22 protein-coding genes and 2 tRNA genes are annotated in these 21,922 nt (G+C 60.9%); 15 read left to right on the top strand and 9 right to left on the bottom strand.

What is annotated here, in order from left to right:
* The first annotated feature begins 263 nt into the window (after positions 1 to 263).
* Both ACIQJ2_RS16475 and ACIQJ2_RS16480 read left to right on the top strand, forming a co-directional pair.
* Positions 264 to 854, top strand: a complete 591-nt coding sequence (locus ACIQJ2_RS16475) for a biotin transporter BioY (RefSeq protein ID WP_400667450.1) — start codon at positions 264 to 266, stop codon at positions 852 to 854.
* Positions 851 to 1,276: a DUF1284 domain-containing protein gene (locus ACIQJ2_RS16480; protein ID WP_400667448.1), complete on the top strand. Its 426-nt coding sequence runs from the start codon at positions 851 to 853 to the stop codon at positions 1,274 to 1,276. The genes ACIQJ2_RS16475 and ACIQJ2_RS16480 overlap by 4 nt, the downstream gene beginning before the upstream one ends.
* A 32-nt stretch (positions 1,277 to 1,308) precedes the next feature.
* Here the strand turns inward: ACIQJ2_RS16480 and ACIQJ2_RS16485 are convergent, their stop codons facing one another.
* Complete coding sequence (locus tag ACIQJ2_RS16485; protein WP_400667446.1) at positions 1,309 to 2,007, bottom strand: ArsR/SmtB family transcription factor; 699 nt, start codon at positions 2,005 to 2,007, stop codon at positions 1,309 to 1,311.
* Between the two features lie 71 nt (positions 2,008 to 2,078).
* Here ACIQJ2_RS16485 and ACIQJ2_RS16490 point away from each other — a divergent pair, with 71 nt between their 5' ends.
* The 3 genes from ACIQJ2_RS16490 (at position 2,079) to ACIQJ2_RS16500 (ending at position 4,039) form a co-directional block, all read left to right on the top strand.
* The gene (locus ACIQJ2_RS16490; protein WP_400667444.1) at positions 2,079 to 2,408 is read left to right on the top strand and encodes an NIPSNAP family protein; all 330 of its coding nucleotides are present in this window, start codon (positions 2,079 to 2,081) and stop codon (positions 2,406 to 2,408) included.
* On the top strand, positions 2,405 to 2,770 hold the full coding sequence (locus tag ACIQJ2_RS16495; protein ID WP_400667442.1) for an antibiotic biosynthesis monooxygenase family protein: 366 nt from the start codon (positions 2,405 to 2,407) through the stop codon (positions 2,768 to 2,770). Before ACIQJ2_RS16490 ends, ACIQJ2_RS16495 begins: the two co-directional genes overlap by 4 nt.
* Positions 2,771 to 2,908: 138 nt before the next feature.
* A complete protein-coding gene (locus ACIQJ2_RS16500; RefSeq protein ID WP_199145081.1) occupies positions 2,909 to 4,039 on the top strand; it encodes a site-specific DNA-methyltransferase in 1,131 nt (376 codons plus the stop codon).
* A gap of 183 nt (positions 4,040 to 4,222) precedes the next feature.
* Here the strand turns inward: ACIQJ2_RS16500 and ACIQJ2_RS16505 are convergent, their stop codons facing one another.
* The 3 genes from ACIQJ2_RS16505 to mutY are packed head-to-tail and all read right to left on the bottom strand — an operon-like array spanning position 4,223 to position 6,331.
* On the bottom strand, positions 4,223 to 4,588 hold the full coding sequence (locus tag ACIQJ2_RS16505) for a nuclear transport factor 2 family protein (protein ID WP_199145080.1): 366 nt from the start codon (positions 4,586 to 4,588) through the stop codon (positions 4,223 to 4,225).
* Between the two features lie 4 nt (positions 4,589 to 4,592).
* Positions 4,593 to 5,207: an HAD family hydrolase gene (locus ACIQJ2_RS16510; protein ID WP_400667439.1), complete on the bottom strand. Its 615-nt coding sequence runs from the start codon at positions 5,205 to 5,207 to the stop codon at positions 4,593 to 4,595.
* Positions 5,204 to 6,331: an A/G-specific adenine glycosylase gene (gene mutY / locus ACIQJ2_RS16515; RefSeq protein ID WP_400667437.1), complete on the bottom strand. Its 1,128-nt coding sequence runs from the start codon at positions 6,329 to 6,331 to the stop codon at positions 5,204 to 5,206. Before mutY ends, ACIQJ2_RS16510 begins: the two co-directional genes overlap by 4 nt.
* A gap of 98 nt (positions 6,332 to 6,429) precedes the next feature.
* Between mutY and ACIQJ2_RS16520 the strand changes: the two genes are divergently transcribed.
* The 5 genes from ACIQJ2_RS16520 (at position 6,430) to ppdK (ending at position 15,731) form a co-directional block, all read left to right on the top strand.
* On the top strand, positions 6,430 to 6,924 hold the full coding sequence (locus ACIQJ2_RS16520) for a DUF721 domain-containing protein (RefSeq protein WP_400667435.1): 495 nt from the start codon (positions 6,430 to 6,432) through the stop codon (positions 6,922 to 6,924).
* Positions 6,925 to 7,093: 169 nt separating this feature from the next.
* The gene (locus ACIQJ2_RS16525) at positions 7,094 to 7,783 is read left to right on the top strand and encodes a DsbA family protein (protein WP_199145156.1); all 690 of its coding nucleotides are present in this window, start codon (positions 7,094 to 7,096) and stop codon (positions 7,781 to 7,783) included.
* A gap of 153 nt (positions 7,784 to 7,936) precedes the next feature.
* Complete coding sequence (locus ACIQJ2_RS16530; protein ID WP_400667433.1) at positions 7,937 to 11,398, top strand: chromosome segregation SMC family protein; 3,462 nt, start codon at positions 7,937 to 7,939, stop codon at positions 11,396 to 11,398.
* 133 nt (positions 11,399 to 11,531) lie between these two features.
* Complete coding sequence (locus ACIQJ2_RS16535; RefSeq protein ID WP_199145076.1) at positions 11,532 to 12,857, top strand: hemolysin family protein; 1,326 nt, start codon at positions 11,532 to 11,534, stop codon at positions 12,855 to 12,857.
* Positions 12,858 to 13,064: 207 nt separating this feature from the next.
* Complete coding sequence (gene ppdK, locus ACIQJ2_RS16540; protein ID WP_199145075.1) at positions 13,065 to 15,731, top strand: pyruvate, phosphate dikinase; 2,667 nt, start codon at positions 13,065 to 13,067, stop codon at positions 15,729 to 15,731.
* Positions 15,732 to 15,785: 54 nt separating this feature from the next.
* Here the strand turns inward: ppdK and ACIQJ2_RS16545 are convergent, their stop codons facing one another.
* Both ACIQJ2_RS16545 and ACIQJ2_RS16550 read right to left on the bottom strand, forming a co-directional pair.
* Positions 15,786 to 16,067 (bottom strand): hypothetical protein, encoded by a 282-nt coding sequence (locus ACIQJ2_RS16545; protein ID WP_199095080.1) that lies wholly within the window; start codon positions 16,065 to 16,067, stop codon positions 15,786 to 15,788.
* A 156-nt stretch (positions 16,068 to 16,223) separates the two neighbouring features.
* The gene (locus tag ACIQJ2_RS16550; RefSeq protein WP_400667748.1) at positions 16,224 to 16,640 is read right to left on the bottom strand and encodes a hypothetical protein; all 417 of its coding nucleotides are present in this window, start codon (positions 16,638 to 16,640) and stop codon (positions 16,224 to 16,226) included.
* A gap of 242 nt (positions 16,641 to 16,882) precedes the next feature.
* On the opposite strand from ACIQJ2_RS16550, the gene ACIQJ2_RS16555 reads away from it, so the two are divergent.
* A complete protein-coding gene (locus ACIQJ2_RS16555) occupies positions 16,883 to 17,815 on the top strand; it encodes a DUF1499 domain-containing protein (RefSeq protein ID WP_400667430.1) in 933 nt (310 codons plus the stop codon).
* A gap of 6 nt (positions 17,816 to 17,821) precedes the next feature.
* Here ACIQJ2_RS16555 and ACIQJ2_RS16560 read toward each other — a convergent pair whose 3' ends face one another.
* Together ACIQJ2_RS16560 and ACIQJ2_RS16565 are read right to left on the bottom strand one after the other, a co-directional pair.
* Entirely contained in the window at positions 17,822 to 18,730 is a 909-nt protein-coding gene (locus ACIQJ2_RS16560; RefSeq protein ID WP_199145069.1) for an MBL fold metallo-hydrolase, read from the bottom strand.
* A complete protein-coding gene (locus ACIQJ2_RS16565; RefSeq protein ID WP_400667427.1) occupies positions 18,727 to 19,029 on the bottom strand; it encodes a cupin domain-containing protein in 303 nt (100 codons plus the stop codon). Before ACIQJ2_RS16565 ends, ACIQJ2_RS16560 begins: the two co-directional genes overlap by 4 nt.
* A 158-nt stretch (positions 19,030 to 19,187) precedes the next feature.
* Here ACIQJ2_RS16565 and ACIQJ2_RS16570 point away from each other — a divergent pair.
* A tRNA-Gln gene (locus ACIQJ2_RS16570) sits at positions 19,188 to 19,262 on the top strand.
* Between the two features lie 171 nt (positions 19,263 to 19,433).
* Here ACIQJ2_RS16570 and ACIQJ2_RS16575 read toward each other — a convergent pair.
* A complete protein-coding gene (locus tag ACIQJ2_RS16575) occupies positions 19,434 to 19,862 on the bottom strand; it encodes a hypothetical protein (protein WP_199145065.1) in 429 nt (142 codons plus the stop codon).
* A gap of 304 nt (positions 19,863 to 20,166) precedes the next feature.
* Between ACIQJ2_RS16575 and ACIQJ2_RS16580 the strand changes: the two genes are divergently transcribed.
* The 3 genes from ACIQJ2_RS16580 to ACIQJ2_RS16590 all read left to right on the top strand — a co-directional run bounded on the left by ACIQJ2_RS16580 (position 20,167) and on the right by ACIQJ2_RS16590 (position 21,838).
* A tRNA-Pro gene (locus ACIQJ2_RS16580) sits at positions 20,167 to 20,243 on the top strand.
* 340 nt (positions 20,244 to 20,583) lie between these two features.
* Positions 20,584 to 21,297 (top strand): pentapeptide repeat-containing protein, encoded by a 714-nt coding sequence (locus ACIQJ2_RS16585; protein ID WP_199145154.1) that lies wholly within the window; start codon positions 20,584 to 20,586, stop codon positions 21,295 to 21,297.
* A 43-nt stretch (positions 21,298 to 21,340) separates the two neighbouring features.
* Positions 21,341 to 21,838, top strand: coding sequence for a GAF domain-containing protein (locus ACIQJ2_RS16590; RefSeq protein ID WP_400667425.1), 498 nt, complete (start codon positions 21,341 to 21,343; stop codon positions 21,836 to 21,838).
* The last annotated feature ends 84 nt before the right edge of the window (positions 21,839 to 21,922 follow it).

Genomic DNA, 21,922 nt, shown 5'->3' on the forward strand with positions numbered 1-21,922 from the left:
ATAATCCTGCATTGGCGCTCTCGTGCATTGCTTTGCGATGCGGTGGCTCCTGCCTCTTCACGTGAGATTGGTGCGGCGGCACCTTGATGGCTCCGCACGCGAAGGCGGCGCGCAACTTCTAATTTCTCTCCATGTGGGTGATGATTCCTGCGTTTGTGTGCCGGAAATCGATTTTCACCTCTGTCGCTTGCCTCGTTTCATAAACTCGGCCATATAATATATGGGAAGCAAAAATTATCTATAGTTTTCTAAAAGGAGAGACCATGTCCCTATTGCATCATCACGACGAAGCCGCCTTCGATCCGCTTCGTCTCGGTCAGCGATCCCTGGTCGCCAAATCGGTTTTTGTCCTCGCAGGAACCTTGGTGTTGGCGCTGGCATCGCAGATTTCCGTGCCGATGGTGCCGGTGCCGATCACCATGCAGACCTTTGCGGTTACGATGATCGGTGCGCTCTATGGCTGGCGCCTCGGCGCCGTCACCATTCTGGCGTGGTTGGGCGAAGCCATGGTGGGCTTCCCGGTCCTCGCCGGTGGAGCAGGGGGCATCGCGCCCTTCATGGGTCCGACGGCCGGCTATCTCGCTTCGTTCCCGATCATCGGTGCCCTCGTCGGTTTGCTTGCCGAACGTGGCTGGAGCGGTGACCGCGTCGTTCGCAGCTTTCTCGCTCATCTCTCGGCCAACATCCTTTGCCTTGCGATCGGTGGCGTGTGGCTTGGTGCATTGATCGGTGCCGAAAGAGGATGGCTGCTTGGCGTTGCCCCCTTCATCCTTGGTGCGGTGTTGAAGTCGGCTCTGGCAGCTGCCGCGCTGAAGGCGGTCAAGACCCATGGCGGCAAGGTAAAGCTGAATTGACAGTTCGGCTTCGCGCCCATCATCTGCTCTGCATGCTGACGTTTGTCGGTAAAGGCTATACCTCAGCCTTCACCGACAACTATCGACGCATAGCCGAACGCCTGACGGCAGGGGAGGAGATCAAGCTGGTCTCCGGCCCCGACGATATCTGTGTGCCGCTGCTCGGCGAAGAGGAGCCGCATTGTTTCAAAGCGTCGATCATCGAGCGGGATGCTGCCGCCCTTGCGGACGTGGCGGCGCTTTTGGGCGAAACGATCGAGCCAGGCGCCGTATTCGTACCCGATGCAAGTTTTCTCACAAAGCTGCGACGCAACTTCGCCAGCGGCGAGATTCGTAATGCCTGCAACGGTTGCGAGTGGGGAGATCTGTGCAGCCGCGTCGCCGGGGATAAATTCGCGGGCGTGCTGATAGGCCATGCCTGAAGTCGTCACATCGCCTTGTACGACTGCTTTGCTTAGGGCAGGCCGATTGTCTCGATGGGAAAGAGCGCCAGGAAACGGCGCTCGCCTTCCGGCGTAAAGAAGATCGAGCGGCTGTTTTCGGTCCGCCGCGCCCAACCCTTATCGAGGAAATTCGAAAGCAGCGCATTACCGAGGCTGCCCGCCAGATGCGCTCGTCTTTCGCTCCAGTCGAGGCAAGACCGGCAGAGCGGGCGCCGGTTCGAGCGCAATCCGGAGACGTCTATGCCGATCGAGCCGAGATGGGTCTCGCCATGCGCCGTCAGGTTCAGACCTTCGCCCATCGCCGAAATAGCACCGGTTGCCACAAGACTGTCCAGCATCCGCACGCCATAATCGCCGGCGAGATGGTCGTAGCAGATACGCGCCTTGCGCAGCGCCGGATCCTTCGGGCCGGGACGATGACGCAGGTGGCCGCGGCCGGCGGCAAAGCCCATGATCCCTTCGAGCAACTTGCCGACGCCGTCATCCGCCAGCGTGAAATAGCGATGCCGCCCCTGCTTGCGCTGCGCCAGCAGGCCTCCTGCTTCTAGCTTGGAAAGATGAGCGCTCGCGGTCTGCAGCGTCACGCCTGCCGCTCCTGCCAGTTCCGTAGCCGTCAGGGCGCGGCCGCCCATCAGCGCCGTCAGCATGTTCGCTCGCGCCGGATCGCCGATCAGCGAGCCGATCTGGGCTATGTCTGGGCCTTCCTTCATACTTCGATGGTAACCGAAGCATCTCCGTGGCGCAACGTGCGAAAACATTGCCATCAGCAAAGGAGAACATCATGATTACCTGTCTCATCCGTTATCAGATAGACCCTTTCAAGCAGGAAGCCTTCGCCGAGTATGGCAAGGCCTGGGGCCAGACCATCCCGCGCAACGGCGCCGATCTCATCGGCTATTTCGCACCGCATGAAGGTTCGCTCACGACGGCTTATGGCATCTACAATATCGAGAGCCTGGCCGCCTATGAAGCCTATCGTAAGAGCCTGGCTAGTGATTCGCTCGCCCGCGCCAATCTCGATTTCGCGCGCAAGGAGCGTTTCATCTTGCAGGAGGATCGAATTTTCCTGAAAAACGTATCTCTGCCACATTCTCCGAGGGTATCGCCGTGATCGCAGTTATTTTCGAAGTCGTCCCGCATGCCGACGAACGGCAGCATTATCTCGACATTGCCGCAAGGCTGCTTTCCGAACTCAAAACGATCGATGGCTTTATCTCGATCGAGCGCTTCGAAAGCCTGAGCCAACCAGGCAAGTTCCTGTCGCTTTCCTTCTGGCGCGATGAGGCAGCCGTTCTCGAATGGCGAAATCGCGAGGCACACCGCGCCGCTCAAAAGGCCGGTCGTGCAACGGTTTTCGCCGATTATCGGCTGCGAGTGGCGCAAGTCCTTCGCGACTACGGCATGATGGAACGGGACGAAGCGCCTGATGACAGCCGCGCCATGCATGACAAGCCGGCCGGCACCGCAAGATAGGCGCAATCGGTGCGCGACGAATTCCCGGCAACAACCGGGAATTCGAAAAATATGACGCCGCTTTAGTGTTTGGTAACCAAGTTAGGTAACCATAACACTCAGTTAAGAGCACCGAGTCAGCGTAACAGCGAGTATCAAATGGCGTCAGTTTTCCCGCTTGCCGACCTCAGGAAATCCCCAGTTCCGGGGTCCTGGATCGACACGATCATCAAGGGCGATTGCGTGGCCGCTCTTGAAGCACTGCCCAATCAATCCGTCGACGTCATCTTCGCCGACCCACCCTACAATCTCCAGCTCGGCGGCACGCTGCATCGTCCGGACCAGTCGCTCGTCGACGCCGTCGATGACGAGTGGGACCAGTTTGCCTCTTTCGAAGCCTATGATGCCTTCACCCGCGCGTGGCTGCTTGCCTGCCGTCGTGTGCTGAAGCCGACGGGCACGATCTGGGTCATCGGTTCCTACCACAACATCTTCCGCGTCGGCGCGACGCTGCAGGATCTGAACTTCTGGATCCTCAACGACATCGTCTGGCGCAAGACCAACCCGATGCCGAACTTCAAGGGACGTCGCTTCCAGAACGCGCATGAGACGATGATCTGGGCGAGCCCGAACGCCAAGGCGAAGGGCTACACCTTCAACTATGATGCGATGAAGGCTGCCAATGACGATGTGCAGATGCGCTCCGACTGGTTGTTCCCGATCTGCAGCGGCCACGAGCGGCTGAAGGGCGACGACGGCAAGAAGGTGCATCCGACACAGAAGCCGGAAGCGCTGCTTGCCCGCGTCATCATGGCCTCCTCCAAGCCAGGCGACATCATTCTCGATCCCTTCTTCGGATCGGGCACGACGGGTGCCGTTGCCAAGCGCCTCGGCCGCCATTTCGTCGGCATTGAGCGCGAGCAGGATTACATCGATGCGGCGAGCGCCCGCATTGCTGCCGTCGAGCCGCTGGGTAAGGCCGAGCTGACGGTTATGACCGGCAAGAAGGCTGAGGTCCGCGTTGCGTTCAACGTGCTGATCGAAAGCGGCCTTATCAAGCCCGGTCAGGTACTGACCGATGCGAAGCGTCGTTATAGCGCGATTGTGCGCGCCGACGGCACGGTCGCCTCCGGTGGTGACGCCGGCTCCATTCATCGCCTTGGCGCGAAGGTCCAGGGCCTTGATGCATGCAACGGATGGATGTTCTGGCATTTCGACGATGGGAGTTCCCTGCGTCCGATCGACGAACTCAGAGCCATCATCCGCAGCGATCTGGCGAAGGTGGAATAGTTTCCGCCGTCAGCTCGGGAGCGCCCTGTCGCAAGCCGCCCCACGGTTTCCCGGAGGTCTCCGATAAGATCGACACATCCGTCTTCTTCCGTCGTGTACCTCCAGTTAGGGAAGAAGGTGAGAAGCCCAGGGCCTTACCGACGAAACATGCGGTAGGGCCCTGGGCATCTTTCGTTTGAAACCTCAGAAGTCCTGATAGTCCGTGACGTCGACGCGAACGACGCGGCCTTCCTGGTCGAAGGTGATCGTCTCTTCGCCTTCGCGGATCAGCGGCTGGCCAGTCTTGCTGTTGGTGGCGCGGACCGACCAGACAGCCCGACCGGAAAGCGGCGTCAGCGTCTCGACCAGCGAGTTGGATGCAGTCTGATCGGGATACTTGTCGAAGTAGCCGCGGAAGGCCTCCATGATCGCGTCGCGCCCGGCAAGGCTGCCGACGCCGTTGGAGACATAGGTGGCGTTCTCGGCGAAGAAATTCTCGATCTCTTCATAGTTGATGCGATTGATCGCGTCGTGAAACAGCTCGATGCGTTCTGCGGGATCGAAAATCATGGTTTCAAACCTTTATGCCATGGGCGGCGAGATCGCTGCGCAGCTTCTCGGCACCGGTAAAATGGACCGCATGCCAGCCGGCAGCGCGTGCGCCTTCGACGTTCGGAAGCGAGTCGTCGATGAAAATCGTCGCCGCCGGATCGAGGCCGAAACTCCTAGCATGGGTATCGTAGATCGCAACATCCGGTTTGATCAGCTTGATGTCGCCCGATACCGTGACACCGCGCGGCTTGTTGAGGAAGGGATAGCGCACCTGCGCCTCGCGGAAAGTATCGGAGGCGAAGTTCGTCAGCATGGTGACGTCGCGACCCTCTTCGATCAGCTTTTCCATGATGGCGACGCTGTCCTCATAGGCATGCGGAACCATCTCGTGCCAGTGTTTGCGGAAGGCGCGAATCTGCTCTTCGCGTTCCGGGTGCTCGGCAATCAGCAGGCCCTCTGCCTCTTCCCAGGTGCGGCCGCGGTCCTGCTCGATGTTCCAGTCGTGCGTGCACACATTGGCGAAGAACCATTCGCGTTCGGCTGCGTCGGGGATGACGCGGCTGTAGGGAAGGTTCGGATCGTAGTGGATGAGAACCTTGCCGATATCGAAAACGATATGCCGTATTTCCGTCGTCATAAGTCAGTTCCTGATTTTCTGTTGCCTGATTTTTCTCGGATGTGCGTTTTTACGAACGCATTGGGAATAGCCTGAGCGATCGCTTTTTTCATGACTGTTGGCAGCGCCTGCTCTTCAAGATTTGTAACCGGCTCCCACCATCCGTCATGGTTGTCTTTCCGCGAAACGGATTTTGCACGCCAGATCGACAGCCTCAGCTCAAAATGCGTGAAGACATGTGTCACGGTTCCAGCCTGCTGCCAGTCCGCCGGGAAGGGGGCTGCCTCGATACCGGTCGCGCCATCGATGCGCGCCGTCCAGCCTGTCGTCGGTACTTCGGTCATCCCGCCGAGCAGACCGCTCTCGACCCGCCGTCGCAGAAGGATTTCGCCTTCGTCACTGACGGCAATGAAGGCAGCACCTTGGCGCACGGGCTTATCCTTCTTTGCGGCCTTGACCGGAAAATGCTCGGGATCGTGTGCAGTCAGCGCCTCACAGGCGCCATTGAAGGGACAGAGCGAACAGGCGGGGCGCTTGGGCGTGCAGATCGTCGCGCCGAGGTCCATCATCGCCTGCGCGAAATCGCCCGGCCGGTCCGCGGGCGTCAGCAGGGCAACCTTCTGTTTCATCAGCGGCTTGGCGGCGGGCAGGGGCGTTGAGATCGCGTATAGCCTGGAGATGACGCGCTCAACATTGCCGTCCATCACGGCTGCCTGCCGGTTGAAGGCGATGGCTGCGACCGCGGCAGACGTATAATCGCCGATACCCGGGAGTGCCCGCAGGCCTTCCTCGGTATCGGGAAATCGTCCGCCGTGCTCGCCCGCGACCGCTTCTGCGCACTTCTTCAGGTTTCGGGCGCGGGCGTAGTAACCTAGCCCCGCCCATGCTGCCATGACATCGTCGTTGGGTGCTGCCGCCAGATCATTGACCGTGGGCCAGCGTTCTAGGAATTTTGCGAAATAGGATTTGACTGCCGGCACCGTCGTCTGCTGCAGCATCACTTCCGACAGCCAGATGCGATAGGGGTCGGGCTTGACGCCGCGCGAGGCCATCGGCGGCGAAACGCGCCAGGGCAGGTCTCGGTGATGGCGGTCGTACCAAGCAAGCAGGGAAGCGGCCGAAGGAGATTCTAAAGTCGTGGTCATGATTTGCCGCATCGAGGGGAAGTGCTCTATACTTGGCCAAGCTGCGTCGGGCGATCAAGGTCCGGAACGTACAAAGCATGCGCCGGAACCCGATTGACATGAGTTATCCCCGAAAAGGCGAGAAACAGATTTCCGAGTTGACCAACGGCATCGTCGATCCCGTGCTGGCGAAGCGAGCGGGGATCAATACGACGCTGCTGGGCTGCTGGGACGAGATCGCCGGCGAGGATTTTGCCGATTGCACGCGCCCGGAAAAGATTGCCTGGGCCAGGCGCAGCGGCCCCGGCATGGATGACCGATATCAGCCAGGCGTGCTGACGATTGCCTGCGAAGGTGCCCGTGCGCTCTTTCTCACCCATGCGCAAGGTGAACTCATCCAGCGCATCAACGGCTTCTTCGGCTTTCACGCTGTTCACCAGATCCGCATCGTGCAGAAGCCGGTTTCGGTGGCTTCGAAGCGGTCCCGCACGCCGCCGCCGTTGAAGGGGGAGGCCGCAAGAAAGCTCGAGAGCATGATGGATGGTATCGAGGACGAGAAAATTCGCGCGGCAATCCAGAGGCTGGGCACTGCGATGGTCTGGAAACGGCGCTGAGAGCGCTCGCCAGATAGCTCTTTGTAGACTTGTGGAAGAAATTTGAGTTGTTTGTCTTCGCCAGGTCACAATTCTTTGAAGAAAGTTGGTCAACCGTGCCTTGTTAGCAGCAACCAGCCGTTATATCGCATGGAACATTCGAAGACCTCTTTTAACGACGGGTGACTCTATGCCGATGTCCGACATGCTTTTGACCAAACGCCACCTGCTGGGCGGCTCCGCCGTTGCAGCTCTTTCGGTGGCGTTCGCTGCCTTTGCCGACACCGCATCCGCCGCGTCCGGCGACGACGCCATTCCCCCGTCGGATGGCAACGTAGACATGAACGAGGTGATGAAGCCCGGCCCGCTGCCGGAAATCGCTTTCGGCAAGGAAGATGCTCCCGTCAAGATCGTCGAATACATGTCGCTGACCTGCCCGCATTGCGCGCATTTCGCCGTCACGACCTTCGACACGATCAAGCAGAAATACATCGATACCGGCAAGGTTCGCTTCATCATTCGCGAATTCCCGTTTGACCCGCGCGCCGCCGCAGCCTTCATGCTGGCTCGTTGCGCCCCGCAGGAGCAGTACATGCCGATGGTCGAGATGCTGTTCAAGCAGCAGATCGCCTGGGCTTCACCTGATGTCGACGGTCGCGCCGCATTGCTTCAGATGTCGAAACTCGCCGGTTTTACTGAGGATAGCTTCACGAAATGCTTGACGAACCAGAAGCTTCTGGATGATGTCAACTCCGTACGTGAACGCGCAGCCAAGGATTTCGGCGTCAATGCGACGCCGACCTTCCTGATCAATGGCAAGCGCTACGCAGGGGACATGTCTGTTGGTGCCATGTCGAAGCTTATCGACAGCCTGCTCTGATCCGCGCCTTTTTGAATCACAGGCGAGCGGCCGAGGTCGCACGCCTGTGACAATCCCCTTTGAACACAAGTATTTTGTCGCCACCGTCTCGGTATCTCGGACGGCGGCTTCTCGCGTTTCCTTCTCCTGCCGGTGGAGTGGGGTGCGTTCCCGATGAAGTTCAACAAGCTTAGACTCGTCGGTTTCAAATCCTTCGTAGAGCCGGGAGAATTCGTCATCGAGCGCGGCCTGACCGGCGTGGTTGGCCCGAACGGCTGCGGCAAGTCCAACCTTGTCGAAGCCTTGCGCTGGGTGATGGGTGAGAATTCCTACAAGAACATGCGCGCGTCGGGCATGGACGACGTCATCTTCTCAGGATCGGGCAATCGTCCGGCGCGCAACACCGCCGAAGTCGGCCTTTATCTCGACAATAGTGACCGCACGGCGCCTGCCGCTTTCAACGATAGCGATGAAATCCAGGTGACGCGCCGCATCGAGCGCGAACAGGGTTCGGTCTATCGTATCAACGGCAAGGAGGCGCGAGCCAAGGACGTGCAGCTGCTTTTCGCCGACGCTTCCACCGGCGCGCGCTCTCCATCCATGGTGGGGCAGGGGCGTATCGGCGAACTCATTCAGGCAAAGCCCCAGGCGCGGCGTCAGCTGCTGGAAGAGGCGGCCGGCATTTCCGGCCTGCATTCTCGCCGCCATGAGGCCGAGCTTCGTCTGCGCGCCGCGGAGAGCAATCTCGAGCGGCTCGATGATGTGACGTCGCAGCTCGAAAGCCAGATCGAGAGCCTGAAGCGTCAGGCCCGCCAGGCGAACCGCTTCAAGATGCTTTCGGCCGATATTCGCGCCCGAGAGGCAATGCTGCTGCATATTCGCTGGGTGCAGGCCAAGGAAGCCGAAGCCGAGGCCGATAGCGCTCTCAATCAGGCAACCGTTCTGGTCGCGGAAAAGGCGCAGATCCAGATGGAGGCGGCGAAGGCGCAGGGCATCGCCAGCTTCAAGCTGCCGGAATTGCGCGACGAGGAGGCGAAAGCCGCCGCTGCCCTGCAACGCCTGCAGTTCGCACGCAACCAGCTGGAAGAGGATGCCAACCGCATCCTGCGTCGGCGCGACGAGCTGACGCGCCGATTGGCGCAGCTTGGCGAAGATATCAGCCGCGAGGAACGTCTCGTCGCCGACAACGCGTCCATTCTCGCCAAGCTCGATGCCGAGGAGGCAGATCTCGCTGATATTCTCGCCGATTCCGGTCGGCTTGCCGAGGAAACACGCGGCGTATTCGAGGAGGCGGCTGCAAAGCTTGCCGATAGCGAACGGATTTTTTCCGCTCTGACCGCAGAGCGCGCCGAGGCTGCCGCTGCTCGCAATCAGCTCGAGCGCGCCATTCGCGATCTCGCCGACCGCAAGATGAGGCTCGAGCGCCAGGTCGATGAGGCGAACCGTGAACTTGCCGCGATTGACGAAAAGATGGCCGAGTTGCCGGACCCGGGCGAGAAGCGCGACATGGTCGAGGCGGCGGAGAGTGTTGTCGCTGACGCTGAAGCTGCTATCCAGCTTGTCGAGACGGCTCTCTCCAAGGCTCGGGAGACCGAAGCCCTGTCGCGCGGCCCGGTCGAACAGGCGCGCTCGCGGCTGAACGCGCTCGAAACAGAAGCCCGCACCATTTCCAAGATGCTGGCAGCGGGCGCCGCGTCCGGCGCATTCTCGCCCGTTGCCGAGGAACTGCGTGTCGATCGCGGCTATGAGACGGCGCTTGGTGCGGCGCTCGGCGATGATCTGGAATCCCCGCTTAATCCGCAGGCGCCGGTCTATTGGTCCGACAATGGCAGCGGCGCGACCGATCCGGCCTTGCCGGAAGGCGTGGTGCCGCTCATTACGCATGTCGGTGCGCCGACGGCGCTGACGCGGCGCCTTCACCAGATCGGTATCGCGGCCGCAGATGATGCACAGCGCCTGATGTCGGCGTTGAAACCGGGCCAGCGGCTGGTGACGAAGGATGGCGCGGTTTTCCGGTGGGACGGCCATGTGACCGGGGCGGACGCCCCGAGTGCAGCAGCTCTGCGGCTGGCGCAGAAAAACCGTCTCTCCGAACTGGAAGCCGAGGCTGAGCTTGCGCGCGACGTGCAGATGGAAGCGGAAGAGCGCCTGTCTGCCGCCGCCGAGGCGATCCGGGCCGAGGAAGGACGCTTGACGGCGGCTCGCGATACCAGCCGGCTCGCCGCCCGCAACCTCGCCGAAGCTCGGGAAGCTTTGGCTGCAGCTGAACGTGCATCCGGCGACCTCATCCGCCGCCGCGATGTGATTGCGGAGGCCGTCAGTGGGCTGCACGAGCAGCTGGAAGACGTGACGATGCAGGACGAGAATGTCCGGATCGAGCTGGAAGATGCGCCGGATCTCGCAAGCATCGATCTGAAACTGCAGGCGCAGCAGGTGGAAGTCGCGACCGATCGCGGCGCGCTGGCCGAAGCCCGCGCACGCCACGAAGGCCTGAACCGGGAAAACGAGGCTCGGCAACGCCGCATCCTCGCTATCCGGCAGGAGCGCGACACTTGGCGCCAGCGTGCGGCCAGCGCCGAAGAACACATTCAGACCCTGCGCGACCGCGAAGAGGAAGCGCGTGACGAAGCTTCCGAGCTTGATCTCGCGCCTGATGAGTTCGACGACAAGCGCCGTGCGCTGATGAACGAGCTGCAGAAGGCCGATGATGCCCGCCGTTTGGCTGCGGACCGTCTTGCCGAAGCGGAAGTCGTTCAGCGTGAGGCCGATCGGCACGCGGCGACAGCGCTTTCCGAGCTTGCCGAAAGCCGCGAAAAGCGCGGCCGCGTCGAGGAGCGCCTGGTGTCCGCACGGGAGCGGCGGCAGGAAAGCGAGCTGCGCATTCGGCAGGCGCTGAATGTCGAGCCGCATGAAGCGATGCGCCTGACCGGCCTTTCTGCATCGCAGACTATACCGGATCTGCGCGAGGTGGAGCGCGAGCTGGAACGGCTGAAGATGGAGCGCGAGCGCCTTGGCGCCGTCAATCTGCGCGCCGAAGAGGAAAGCAAGGAGCTGACCGAGCGGCTGCAGGCGCTGATCAAGGAGCGCGATGACGTCATCGACGCCATCAGGAAGTTGCGCGGCGCGATCCAGAGCCTCAATCGTGAGGGCCGCGAGCGTTTGATCGTGGCCTTCGACATCGTGAATGCGCAGTTCCAGCGGCTATTCACGCATCTCTTTGGTGGCGGCACCGCCGAACTTCAGCTCATCGAGTCAGACGACCCGCTGGAAGCGGGTTTGGAAATTCTCGCCCGCCCGCCGGGCAAGAAGCCGCAGACCATGACACTGCTGTCCGGTGGCGAGCAGGCGTTGACGGCGATGGCGCTGATCTTTGCGGTGTTTCTCACCAATCCCGCACCGATCTGCGTTCTGGACGAAGTGGACGCACCGCTCGACGACCACAATGTCGAGCGCTATTGCAATCTGATGGACGAGATGGCTGCTTCGACCGAGACGCGGTTCGTGGTCATCACCCACAATCCCATCACCATGGCCCGCATGGATCGCCTCTTTGGCGTGACGATGGCCGAACAGGGCGTATCGCAACTCGTCTCCGTTGACCTCCAGACCGCAGAGCGGCTGCGCGAGATCGCCTGAGCCTTTCCGTCAGGAAAGAAAACTGTTCTGATATAGACAAGAAATTGCCGCCTCGGCTGCCGCACAGCCTGAAAGCGTGATAGTTTCGTTTCCGATCAACAACATGTGGCGCTCATCCGCCCGGAAGGGAAGTATGTCTGGATCTGGTGGCGGTATTTTCGATTTCCTCGGAATACTCGCCGTGCTGCTACTCGTTGCCGCCAACGGCTTTTTCGTTGCGGCGGAGTTTTCTCTGGTTTCCGTTCGCCGCAGCCGTGTGACGGAGCTGGTCGCCGAGGGGCGGATGAATGCCAAGTCGCTGCAGAAGGCGGTCGACAATCTCGACGCCAACCTGGCGGCCACGCAGCTCGGTATTACGATTTCGTCGCTCGCTCTCGGCTGGGTCGGTGAACCCGCTCTCGCCCATCTTCTCGAGCCACTTCTCGATTTTCTTCCAGGCGCATGGGCCGCGGCAAGCTCTCACGCGATCGCCGTCGCCATTTCCTTCATCATCATCACCGCGCTCCATATCGTGCTCGGCGAACTCGCGCCGAAGAGCCTGGCCTTGCAGCGCAGCGAGGGTACGGCTCTGGGCGTGGTGCGGCCGCTAGGCCTCTTCCTCTTCCTATTGCGTCCGGCGATCACCGTGCTCAACGGCCTTGGCAATCTCGTCCTGCGGCTTTTCGGGCTGCGTCCCGGCGCCGGCGAGGGCTCGCTGCATTCGCCGGCCGAGATCAAGCTCTTGATCGCCGAAAGCCAGGAGGCCGGTCTCTTGGAACAGGCACAGCAGGACCTGGTCGAACGCATTTTCAACATCGGCAATCGCGATGTGTCGAACATCATGACGCCTCGGCTGGAGGTGGATTGGATCGATGCCGACGATACGCCGGAAGAGATGCAGAAGACCATTCGCGCGAGCCGCTTCGAACAGCTGCTGGTTGCGCGCGGATCGATCGACGAGCCGCTCGGCATGGTCCTGAAGAAGGATCTTCTCGATCAACTTCTAAATGGCGAACCGCTCAATCCAATGGCCGTCATTCGCCAGCCTCTGGTCGTCCACGAATCCACCGCCGTCTTCAAGGTGCTTGAAAACTTCAAGCGCGCGCCCGTTCGTCTTGCCATGGTCATCGACGAGTATGGAAGCCTGGAAGGTATCGTCACCCAGACGGATCTGCTGGAGGCGATTGCCGGCGATCTTCCCGATATGGAAAACGAAGCGCCCGACGTCGTCGAGCGTGCCGACGGCTCCTTGCTGATGGAAGGCATGATGCCGGTTTATGATGCCTTTGCGAGGCTCGGTCTGCGCGAGGGCGAGGAAGACGTCAATTTCCACACGCTCGCCGGTTTTGCTCTCTATCATCTCGGTCACCTGCCCGAGGTGGGCGAAAGCTTCATCTTCGGCGGCTGGCACTTCGAGATCGTCGACCTCGACGGCATGCGGATCGACAAGATCCTGGCTCGACGCGAATCGCAAGCCTAGGCACCGATCTGTGGGTGGTGAGCCGCTCGTTCGAGCCGGTCTCTTTCTCGCATCCGAAATGGCCCGCAAGCCGTGGATTCCAATCAATCGATTGAATTCCATGGCTTGCGGGCCATATTTATTGTGCAATGCAACATTCCGCCGCATTTGTCGATTTTCATTTGTCGCTCAATGAATTAAGTTCAGCCTCGGGAGTTGGACGGGACAATGACGAAGTGGGTCTATACATTCGGCGACGGCAAAGCCGAGGGCGGCGCGGGAGACTTTGAGAGGCTCGGCGGCAAAGGCGCAAACCTTGCCGAAATGTGCAGTCTTGGCCTGCCGGTTCCTCCGGGACTGACGATTGTCTGCGACGCCTGCACTTCCTATTATAAAAACGGACGCAAAGTCTCCGACGAGCTGAAGCCGCAGGTGATGCAGGGCCTCAAGCAGATGGAGGCCATTACCGGCCGCAAATTCGGCGATACGGAGCGACCGCTGCTGGTCTCCGTGCGCTCCGGCGGTCGTGCTTCCATGCCCGGCATGATGGATACCGTTCTCAACCTGGGTCTCAACGACACGACGGTGCAGGCGCTCGGCCACGATGCCGGCGACGCCCGTTTCGCCTGGGACAGCTATCGTCGCTTCATCCAGATGTATGCCGACGTCGTCATGGGTCTCGACAACGAGATTTTCGAGGAAATCCTCGAGGACGAAAAAGCCCGGTTCGGCCATGAGTTCGACACGGACCTGACCGCGGTCGAATGGCAGCACGTCGTTTCGATCTACAAGTCGGTGATCGAGGAGGAGTTGGGCGAAGCCTTCCCGCAGGATCCGGAGGTGCAGCTCTGGGGTGCCGTCTCCGCTGTCTTTTCCAGCTGGATGAATGCCCGCGCCGTCACCTATCGTCATCTGCACAACATTCCGGAAGCTTGGGGCACCGCTGTCAACATTCAGGCGATGGTCTTTGGCAATCTCGGCAATTCCTCGGCAACCGGGGTCGCCTTCACCCGCAACCCGTCGACGGGCGAGAAGGAGCTTTACGGCGAATTCCTCGTCAACGCGCAGGGTGAGGATGTCGTCGCCGGTATTCGCACGCCGCAGAGCATCACGGAGGCCGCCCGTATCGCCTCAGGTTACGAGCGGCCGTCGATGGAAAAGCTGATGCCGGAAGCTTTCCTTGAGTTCCGGAGTATCTGTGCGCAATTGGAAGCACATTATCGCGACGTTCAGGATCTGGAGTTCACCATCGAGCGCGGCAAGCTCTGGATGCTGCAGACGCGATCCGGCAAGCGAACCACCAAGGCGGCGATGAAGATTGCCGTCGATATGGTCGACGAGGGGGTGATCACGGAAGATGAAGCCGTGGCCCGCATCGATCCGATGACGCTCGATCAGCTGCTGCATCCGACGATCGATCCGCGCGTTCGTCGAGAGGTCATCGGCTCCGGCCTGCCGGCGTCGCCCGGTGCCGCTACCGGTGAGATTGTCTTTACCGCCGAGGAGGCGATCGTTGCCGAGGAGGAGGGCCGCAAAGCCATCCTCGTGCGCATCGAAACCAGCCCGGAAGACATTCACGGCATGCACGCGGCCGAAGCGATCCTGACGACGCGCGGCGGCATGACCAGCCATGCGGCCGTTGTCGCCCGCGGCATGGGCATTCCGTGCGTCGTGGGTGCCGGCACCATGCGTATCGACATGCGCAACGAGAAGCTGATCGGCATCGGCGTAACCCTGACCAAGGGCGATATCATCACCATCGACGGTTCGACAGGCCAGGTACTGAAGGGCGAAGTGCCGATGATCCAGCCGGAACTGTCGGGCGATTTCGGACGCATCATGGTCTGGGCCGATCGGTCCCGCCGCATGACAGTGCGCACCAATGCGGATACGCCTGCCGATGCGCGGGCCGCCCGCTCGTTTGGCGCCGAAGGCATCGGGCTTTGCCGAACCGAACATATGTTCTTCGAGGGCGACCGCATCCATGTGATGCGCGAGATGATTCTGGCTGAAGACGAGGCCGGGCGCCGCGCGGCACTTGCCAAGCTGATGCCCATGCAGCGGCTCGATTTCACCGCCCTTTTCACCATCATGCACGGCCTGCCGGTCACAATCCGCCTGCTCGACCCGCCGCTTCACGAATTCCTGCCGAAGACGGACGAGGAGATCGCCGAGGTTGCCGGCAGCATGGGCATGGAGCCGGCGATATTGCGTCAGCGCGTCGATGCCTTGCATGAGTTCAATCCGATGCTAGGCCATCGCGGTTGTCGCCTGGCGATTTCCTATCCGGAGATCGTCGAGATGCAGGCTCGCGCGATCTTCGAGGCGGCGGTTCTTGCCGCACGCGAAACAGGCGCTCCGGTCGTGCCCGAGATCATGGTGCCGCTTGTCGGCCTGCGCTCGGAGCTGGACTACGTCAAGGCCCGGATCGACGAAGTGGCGCGCGCCGTCATGACCGAAGCCATGATGAAGATAGACTATCTCGTCGGCACGATGATCGAGCTGCCGCGCGCCGCCCTGCGTGCCCATATCATCGCCGAGGCAGCCGAATTCTTCTCCTTCGGCACCAACGACCTCACGCAGACGACCTTCGGCATATCGCGCGACGACGCTGCGGCTTTCATCCCCACCTATCAACGCAAGGGCATCATCGAGCACGATCCGTTCATTTCGCTCGATTTCGATGGGGTAGGGGAGCTGATCCGCATTGCCGCCGAGCGCGGCCGACGCACGCGCAACGACATGAAGCTGGGGATTTGCGGCGAACATGGCGGCGATCCCGCCTCGATCCATTTTTGCGAGGATATCGGGCTGGACTATGTGTCGTGCTCGCCCTTCCGCGTGCCGATTGCACGACTTGCGGCGGCGCAGGCGGCAATCAAGGCGCGCGCATGATGACGTCGATCTCGCTCGGATATATCTCGAAGGGTTGAACCGCTCGAGCGATCGTCAGCGGCGCCAGTAGCCGCGATGATAGTAGTATCCTGGACCTCCGACGACGACCGTCGGCCCCCAGAAGAAATCATCGTTGCTTTCCATGAACGCGCGCTGATCGGCGCGACGGCTAAGATCCTGATTCATAAGGCAATTTGCGAAATTTTCGCTGCCGCGCCGGAAGCCGTAACCGCCGCATCTGGCCTCATCGGCCGCTCGGATTTCCTCGGCCGTCTGGCACGACGAAAGCACGAAGGCGATGGCGAGGAGAGAGAGGATGGAAGCGGTGATACGCATGACTTGATGTCCCGAATGCAGATATGCAAAGACGGATTATAGCGCCGCGCGTCATGGCGCGAAAGGCTTGTCATCGCCGCAGGCTGGGATGCCGACAGCAGCTCCGGAAAAGTGCGCAATTGCCTTGCATCAGGAATGCGTCAGCGCGGAAATACTCTAGGCGTCTTCTTTCGGTTTTCCCGGCAGCCGTTGCAGCAGGTTCACGAAGGCGTCGGCGAAGCGCAACAGGTGTTCTGTTTCCTCATCCGGCTGCAGCAGGCGGATTTCGGCCCCATCTTCATCCAGCGCCGCAAAGAGCGTGCGCATCGTCGCATCCCCTTCCGGAATCCTGATAACCGCCAGGCGGCGGCAATCGGAGATCAGTCCTGTGGCGGGAAGATCGAACAGGAAGTCGCCGCGCACGGCGGATGCCGCCTGCCGTACGGCTTCGCAGAACGAGGGCTCGCCACCGGAAAAGCCTTCGAGGGAGAGCTCCAGTTCGAGAAGCTCAAGCGGCAGGACCGGGTCTGTAGCGTCCGCCGCGGCAATGGCCGCACTCGGTAGCGGCTGGGCGGCGATGTCTTGAGAAAGCATCGATTCCATCTCATCAAGTCCCTTCAAAGCCTCGATAAAACGCCTAAGAATGGCCTTTTTAGGGAATTTAAGCAAGCGCTCACATTTTGGGCCTATCTATCGCGGGGTTCGGTTTTGGCAAGGCGGCGCTCGCACATGGCATGACTTAAGATTTATTTTCATCATTTCTTGCTTTAAACAGGGATCACTTATCCGGGATTCGGTGCATCCGGCTTCCGATCCGACGCGCCGACGAGCCCTTGATGACCATTCGTTTCGACCGTCCCGTTTCACATGCTGCCCGCGCCGCGCGTCTCATTGCCGCCTTTGCCCTGGTGCTCTGCGGAGTGACGCTGATCGGCCATCGCTTCGGGCCGCTGGAAATGCCTTATTTCGTGCTGCTGATGCTGATCTCGGCGGCATGTGCGGCGGTTGCGCTGCTGCTTGCGGCCATCGGTCTTGCCCAGCTTTGGCAAAGTGCCGCCTTTGGTGGTGTCTCGGCCGTCAAGGCAATCGTCTATGCCGCCGTGCCGCTTGCCATTTTCGGCTTCGGCGCCGAGCGCTATTGGAGCCGCCCGCCGATTTACGAGGTTTCGACCGATCTCAATGACCCGCCGGAATGGCTTGCGCCGCCCGATGCCAGACAGATCTGGCTGCCGCCACGCCATTTGGTAACGCAAGGGGAGCGCGAAGCGCAGTTCGATGCCTATCCGGCCCTCATCAGCCGCCGATATGAAGGAGCGGCCGACCGTGTGCTCGAGGCAGTGCGCAAGGTCGCGCGGGATTATCACATCACTATCGTCAAGGCGGAAGGGGCTGATGTGGCCGATCCGAACGGCGCTGTGAAGGCCAAACGCCGCACGCGTCTTCAACACACTGCCCCGACACAGAATGACACGGCCGTCGGCGATGTCCCGGATTTCATCCCCGTGCCGACGCCGCGTCCCTTCCGCGACGGCGTTGCCGATCTCATCCGTCAGAACACCGATGTCATCCTCCAGGGCGAGATGCGCACGCGCATTTTCGGTCTGCCGTGCGATGTGTTGATCCGGATCCGCGAGGAATCTGAGACGACGCTCGTCGATATTCGCGTCGCCTCCCGCTACGGTCAGAATGATCTTGGTGTCAGCGCCGATGCGGCGGACAGTTTTTTGAAGGCGCTCGATGCGGAATTGCTCGGCATCGCCGGCAGCTGAAGTCGTTCAGAGCGGCCGATAGGTTCCAGCCAGTGCCGGCGGGCCATCGGTTTCCACCCGGCCTTTCTCGACAAGATCTTCCAGATGCGCCAGCACCGAAAGCGCTGCCGCGCCATGCAGCCGCGGGTCCGTATCGCGATAGATGGCTTTCACCATGTCGGGGATCTGCCGATCGCCGGCCTTGATGCGCTCCAGCACGGCGCGCTCGCGCATGCGGCGATGGGTTCTGAGCCCACGCATGAAGGACGCGGGTTCCGCGACTGGCCCACCGTGACCGGGCAGGAACAGCCGGTCCTCGCGGGCCAGAAGCCTCTCCAGCGAGGCCATGTAATCGGCCATCGAGCCATCCGGCGGCGCGACGATCGAGGTCGCCCAGGCCATGACGTGATCGGCGGAGAACACGATGCCGGTGCCGTCGAGCGCGAAGCAGGCGTGATTGGCGGCGTGGCCCGGCGTCAGCAGCGCCGTCATCTGCCAGCCGTCTCCGGAGACGCTTTGACCGTCGCCAAGCACGATATCCGGTTGAAACTCCATATCGGAGCTTTCGGCAAACGGGTTGACCTCGCCCTGATGAAGCGGGCGCGCGGAGCGATGTGGCCCTTCGCCAACAGTGAGCGCTCCAGTCGCCTCCTTCAGCCGCTTGGCGAGCGGCGAGTGATCTCGGTGCGTGTGGCTGACGAAGATATGCGTAACTTCGCGCCCCTTCAGTGCCGCCATCAGGCTGGTAAAATGCGCCTCGTTCTCCGGACCGGGGTCGATGACCGCAACGGACGAGCCGCCGACGATATAGCTGTTGGTGCCGTGAAAGGTAAACGCGCTGGGATTGTTCACCGTCATCCGCTCGATACCGGGCGCAATGGGAACAGCCCGGCCGTAAGCGGGCTCGAAGGCAAGGTCGAAGTCGGGCGTGCTCATGATTGCTTGTATTCGATTTCGATAAAGGACATCGGCTCCGAGCCGGCGTTGACGACATTGTGCTCGACACCCGCCTCGCGGCGGTAGGCGGCGCCCCGGGCGATATCGACCCGGCGGTGGCCGGAAGGCTCCTCCAGCAGGAACTGACAATCCGTCATTGGCACGACGACATAGCCAAGGCCGTGGACATGATGCCCCGTATCGGCGCCCGGCTCGAAGTCCCAGCGCGTGATGCGCACGACGGCGTCATCAAGAAGCACGGTAGGAACAGCCGGCGGTCGGGCGCGAAACTGGCTCATCGGGCCTTCTCCTTGGGATTGCAGTGCAGCAAGACCTAGCATAGCCGCCAGAAAAGCACACAGAAATATGCGTTCACGTATAACTTAGTGATTGTGGCCGGGTGCGACCTTTGCTAATCAGACGCCGATTTGGCCGATATCGAAGCCATTTCCTTTGTTGGGGCGTCGCCAAGCGGTAAGGCACCGGTTTTTGGTACCGGCATTCCCAGGTTCGAATCCTGGCGCCCCAGCCATCCATCTTCAGCGCAGTGTTTTTCCGCCGATAAGGTTTCATCCAAAGGCGCCGATTTGCGCTAGCCGAAAATGACCCCGCATTTTCTGTCAGCAAATGGCCGAGGTTTAAAAACATAACAGGCGGCCCTTGCAGGCCGCCCGCTGGTATTCCTCGTGATGAAGCTTTGGCCTCAATCGGCGTCGTCGGCCTTCGCGGCTTTTTCCACGGGCGCCAGAAGCTCGGCGCAATAGGAGGGGCCGCTGATACCGGGCTGGTCGCCGAGGATGCGGACCGAGCGGATCTCGTAGCTCTGGTTGGTGACGATGTCGGCCTTGCAGCTGAGGGAGCGCTTGCCGGTCGTCTTGCCTTCCTTGGTCTTGACGGTGACGTTCTTGTAGCCGCCGCGCCAGGTGTAGACACGGTTGCCGCCGTCGTCGCGGTCCGAGAGCGGCGGGCCGTAGGCCGCGAAGAAGCGTCCGGCGGACTGGCCTTGCCAGCGATCCTGAACGGGGTTCTTGGCGAGCAGCGGAATGACTGCTGTCTTTGTCGTCGTGGTTGTGGTGCTGCAACCGGCTAGCGCCAGCAACAGTCCCGCCGCGGTCATCATGCGGATATTCATCGTGTCGTCCTTGAGCTTCTGTCACGCATTCGGTTGCGGAAAGCCGCTCTGTCCAACGACGTTTCCACCTGTCCCGCTAAGGGCTTTAGCGCCAAAGCCGGCAAAAGAAAATTCCCATCCGCGTGTTCTAGAGGGATTTTAATCGATCTGTTGCGTCTTTTGCACGCCGGCAATTTCGGTTCCGGTTTCCTGCCGTTTTTCTAGGCAGATGCCGCTGTAATTTTTTCGTCAAAAATCAAAGCTTTTTTTTGAAATTGGTGCTTGTGCATCAAAAATGGCTGGTCTATAGAAGCGCCGCTGGTCACGGAGTGTAGCGCAGTCTGGTAGCGCACCACGTTCGGGACGTGGGGGTCGAGTGTTCGAATCACTCCACTCCGACCAGTTCTAAACACCGATCTTCCCGAAAAAATTCCAAGCCAAAACGAGATGCTCAGCCCCGACCGTTAAAATGGTTGCGCTTGATCCGCCAGCTACCATGGCGTCTTCTCGATTGCCAGCTCGGCATCCGGCTGCCGTTCGGATATGCTTTTGCAAAACCGGCTCTTTTTGTCATACAAATCACGATATACAAAAGGTGGGAGCACGTCCGACTCGGGCATGGAATGGCTTGTGGGCGTCGAAGTGGAGGGATGGAATGAGTCTTGCTGAACGAGCGGTCCAATTGGCTGGCGAAGGACATTTGCGCCGTCGGTCGCGTACCGCGATCGCTCGCAAGCTCGGGATGGCGACGGGCTTCGGCATTTTGGCCCTGAGCACCGGATTTCTCCTCGCCTCCAGCACCAATGCTCTTCGCGCCGCCGATTGCGGCAATGTCGCGGCGCCTGGCCTCGATTGGAGCAAATGCAGCAAGACCAACATCATGCTGCAGAACAGCGATTTGCACGGCGCCAATCTTGCTGGCGCTCACTTCGACAGCACGGATCTCAGCGATGCCAACCTGACGTCGGCCAACCTTGAGAAGGCGACGCTCGTGCGGGCCTGGCTGAAGAACGCCAAGGCCGATGGCGCCAACTTCAAGAGGATCGAGGCCTATCGCTCCGATTTCAGCAACGCATCCGTCAACGGCGCGTCCTTCGCGAATGCCGAGCTGCAGCGGGCCGAATTCGCCGGCGCTCAGCTTGCCAATGCAGATTTTCAGAAGGCCGAGCTCGGTCGCGCCGACTTCGACAAGGCTATTCTCTCGGATGTGAATTTCTCATTCGCCAATCTCTCCCGCGCGACGCTGGGCGGCGCTGTGATGAAGGGGCCGGTCTCCTTCAGCGGCGCCTTCCTGTATCTGGCCCGCATCGAAGGTCTCGATCTGTCGAATGCGACTGGCCTTCAGCAGGCCCAGCTCAATCTGGCCTGTGGAGACGGTTCCACCAAGCTGCCGACGTGGTTGAAGGCGCCGGCCGTCTGGCCGTGTCCGCCTGACGATCCCGACGACAAGGACTAATGTCGCTCCCGAGGGGCGTAGTACGCAAAGAAAGCGATATGTGATGTTTGCCGAGAAGACGATCCAGAGCGACAGCAAGCCCGAATTCTACCGCGAACTTGCGGACCAACTGCGGGCGCTGCTTGCCGGGGAAACGGATCCGATCGCCAACGCCGCCAACACATCGGCGCTGATCTTCCAGATGCTGCCGGATCTCAATTGGGCTGGCTTCTACTTCCTGCACGCCGACGATGAACTGGTGCTCGGACCGTTTCAGGGCAAGCCGGCCTGCGTGCGCATTGCGGTCGGCCGCGGGGTTTGCGGAACGGCGGTCGAAAGGGCGCAGTCGATCCTTGTCGAGGACGTGCATGCCTTTCCGGGCCATATTGCTTGTGACGCTGCCTCGCGTTCGGAACTGGTGGTGCCGTTGTTCCGGGATGGCCGGCTTTTCGGCGTGATCGATCTCGACAGCCCGGTTGCCGGCCGGTTCGATCCTGACGATCAGGCCGGTATCGAAGCGCTCGCGGCAATCTATGTCGCTGCCTGCGCAGCGGTTGATTGAACGCCTGCAAGGGCGGGGCGTCACGCGCGCGTGATCGATATGGCAAATCGGCCGCGTGATGCCTATATTCGGCAGGCAATCATT

The organism is Rhizobium sp. NPDC092011 (assembly GCF_044756305.1).
GTDB lineage: Bacteria > Pseudomonadota > Alphaproteobacteria > Rhizobiales > Rhizobiaceae > Rhizobium.

What these genes read in the sequence shown, in the direction of transcription:
- ACIQJ2_RS16475 (WP_400667450.1), top strand. Translation starts at nt 264, where the DNA reads ATGTCCCTATTGCATCATCACGACGAAGCCGCCTTCGATCCGCTTCGT.
- ACIQJ2_RS16485 (WP_400667446.1), bottom strand. Translation starts at nt 2,007, where the DNA reads ATGAAGGAAGGCCCAGACATAGCCCAGATCGGCTCGCTGATCGGCGAT.
- ACIQJ2_RS16490 (WP_400667444.1), top strand. Translation starts at nt 2,079, where the DNA reads ATGATTACCTGTCTCATCCGTTATCAGATAGACCCTTTCAAGCAGGAA.
- ACIQJ2_RS16500 (WP_199145081.1), top strand. Translation starts at nt 2,909, where the DNA reads ATGGCGTCAGTTTTCCCGCTTGCCGACCTCAGGAAATCCCCAGTTCCG.
- ACIQJ2_RS16505 (WP_199145080.1), bottom strand. Translation starts at nt 4,588, where the DNA reads ATGATTTTCGATCCCGCAGAACGCATCGAGCTGTTTCACGACGCGATC.
- ACIQJ2_RS16510 (WP_400667439.1), bottom strand. Translation starts at nt 5,207, where the DNA reads ATGACGACGGAAATACGGCATATCGTTTTCGATATCGGCAAGGTTCTC.
- mutY (WP_400667437.1), bottom strand. Translation starts at nt 6,331, where the DNA reads ATGACCACGACTTTAGAATCTCCTTCGGCCGCTTCCCTGCTTGCTTGG.
- ACIQJ2_RS16520 (WP_400667435.1), top strand. Translation starts at nt 6,430, where the DNA reads ATGAGTTATCCCCGAAAAGGCGAGAAACAGATTTCCGAGTTGACCAAC.
- ACIQJ2_RS16525 (WP_199145156.1), top strand. Translation starts at nt 7,094, where the DNA reads ATGCCGATGTCCGACATGCTTTTGACCAAACGCCACCTGCTGGGCGGC.
- ACIQJ2_RS16530 (WP_400667433.1), top strand. Translation starts at nt 7,937, where the DNA reads ATGAAGTTCAACAAGCTTAGACTCGTCGGTTTCAAATCCTTCGTAGAG.
- ACIQJ2_RS16535 (WP_199145076.1), top strand. Translation starts at nt 11,532, where the DNA reads ATGTCTGGATCTGGTGGCGGTATTTTCGATTTCCTCGGAATACTCGCC.
- ppdK (WP_199145075.1), top strand. Translation starts at nt 13,065, where the DNA reads ATGACGAAGTGGGTCTATACATTCGGCGACGGCAAAGCCGAGGGCGGC.
- ACIQJ2_RS16545 (WP_199095080.1), bottom strand. Translation starts at nt 16,067, where the DNA reads ATGCGTATCACCGCTTCCATCCTCTCTCTCCTCGCCATCGCCTTCGTG.
- ACIQJ2_RS16550 (WP_400667748.1), bottom strand. Translation starts at nt 16,640, where the DNA reads ATGCTTTCTCAAGACATCGCCGCCCAGCCGCTACCGAGTGCGGCCATT.
- ACIQJ2_RS16555 (WP_400667430.1), top strand. Translation starts at nt 16,883, where the DNA reads ATGACCATTCGTTTCGACCGTCCCGTTTCACATGCTGCCCGCGCCGCG.
- ACIQJ2_RS16560 (WP_199145069.1), bottom strand. Translation starts at nt 18,730, where the DNA reads ATGAGCACGCCCGACTTCGACCTTGCCTTCGAGCCCGCTTACGGCCGG.
- ACIQJ2_RS16565 (WP_400667427.1), bottom strand. Translation starts at nt 19,029, where the DNA reads ATGAGCCAGTTTCGCGCCCGACCGCCGGCTGTTCCTACCGTGCTTCTT.
- ACIQJ2_RS16575 (WP_199145065.1), bottom strand. Translation starts at nt 19,862, where the DNA reads ATGAATATCCGCATGATGACCGCGGCGGGACTGTTGCTGGCGCTAGCC.
- ACIQJ2_RS16585 (WP_199145154.1), top strand. Translation starts at nt 20,584, where the DNA reads ATGGCGACGGGCTTCGGCATTTTGGCCCTGAGCACCGGATTTCTCCTC.
- ACIQJ2_RS16590 (WP_400667425.1), top strand. Translation starts at nt 21,341, where the DNA reads ATGTTTGCCGAGAAGACGATCCAGAGCGACAGCAAGCCCGAATTCTAC.